The following is a 412-nucleotide window of genomic DNA, read 5'->3' on the forward strand; positions in this document are numbered from 1 at the left end:
ACCGACGGTGAAAGGAATCAGTGACCAAACCAAAGAAGTGAATACCGAAATTGATAACATCAAGATTGATGCGAGAGACAATAGTGGCCAAGCAGTGACAAACACAGTAAATGGTCTACCGGAAGGAGTAACGTTTGATTCTAGAACAAACACAATAAGCGGTGTAGTGACGAAAGTTGGAACTTATCCAATTATAGTGACAAGTACGGATGCCGATGGCAATAGTGTCGAGACAAAATTCATAATCAAAGTTGTAGACACGACAGCACCAACAGTGAAAGAGATTAGTAATCAGACCAAAGAAGTGAATACCGCAATCGATAACATCGAGATTAGAGCTACAGATAATAGTGGTCAGCCAGTAACAACCAAAGTCAGTGGCCTACCGGAAGGAGTAACGTTTGATTCTAGA

At 41.3% G+C, this 412-nt stretch carries 1 protein-coding gene; it reads left to right on the forward strand.

Annotation, left to right across the window (positions count from 1 at the left end):
• The coding region (locus HMPREF2597_RS08475; protein ID WP_176747069.1) for an Ig domain-containing protein at positions 1-412 on the forward strand (412 nt) is incomplete at both ends.

The sequence above is a fragment of the Staphylococcus sp. HMSC063A07 genome, from assembly GCF_001836955.1.
GTDB lineage: Bacteria > Bacillota > Bacilli > Staphylococcales > Staphylococcaceae > Staphylococcus > Staphylococcus lugdunensis.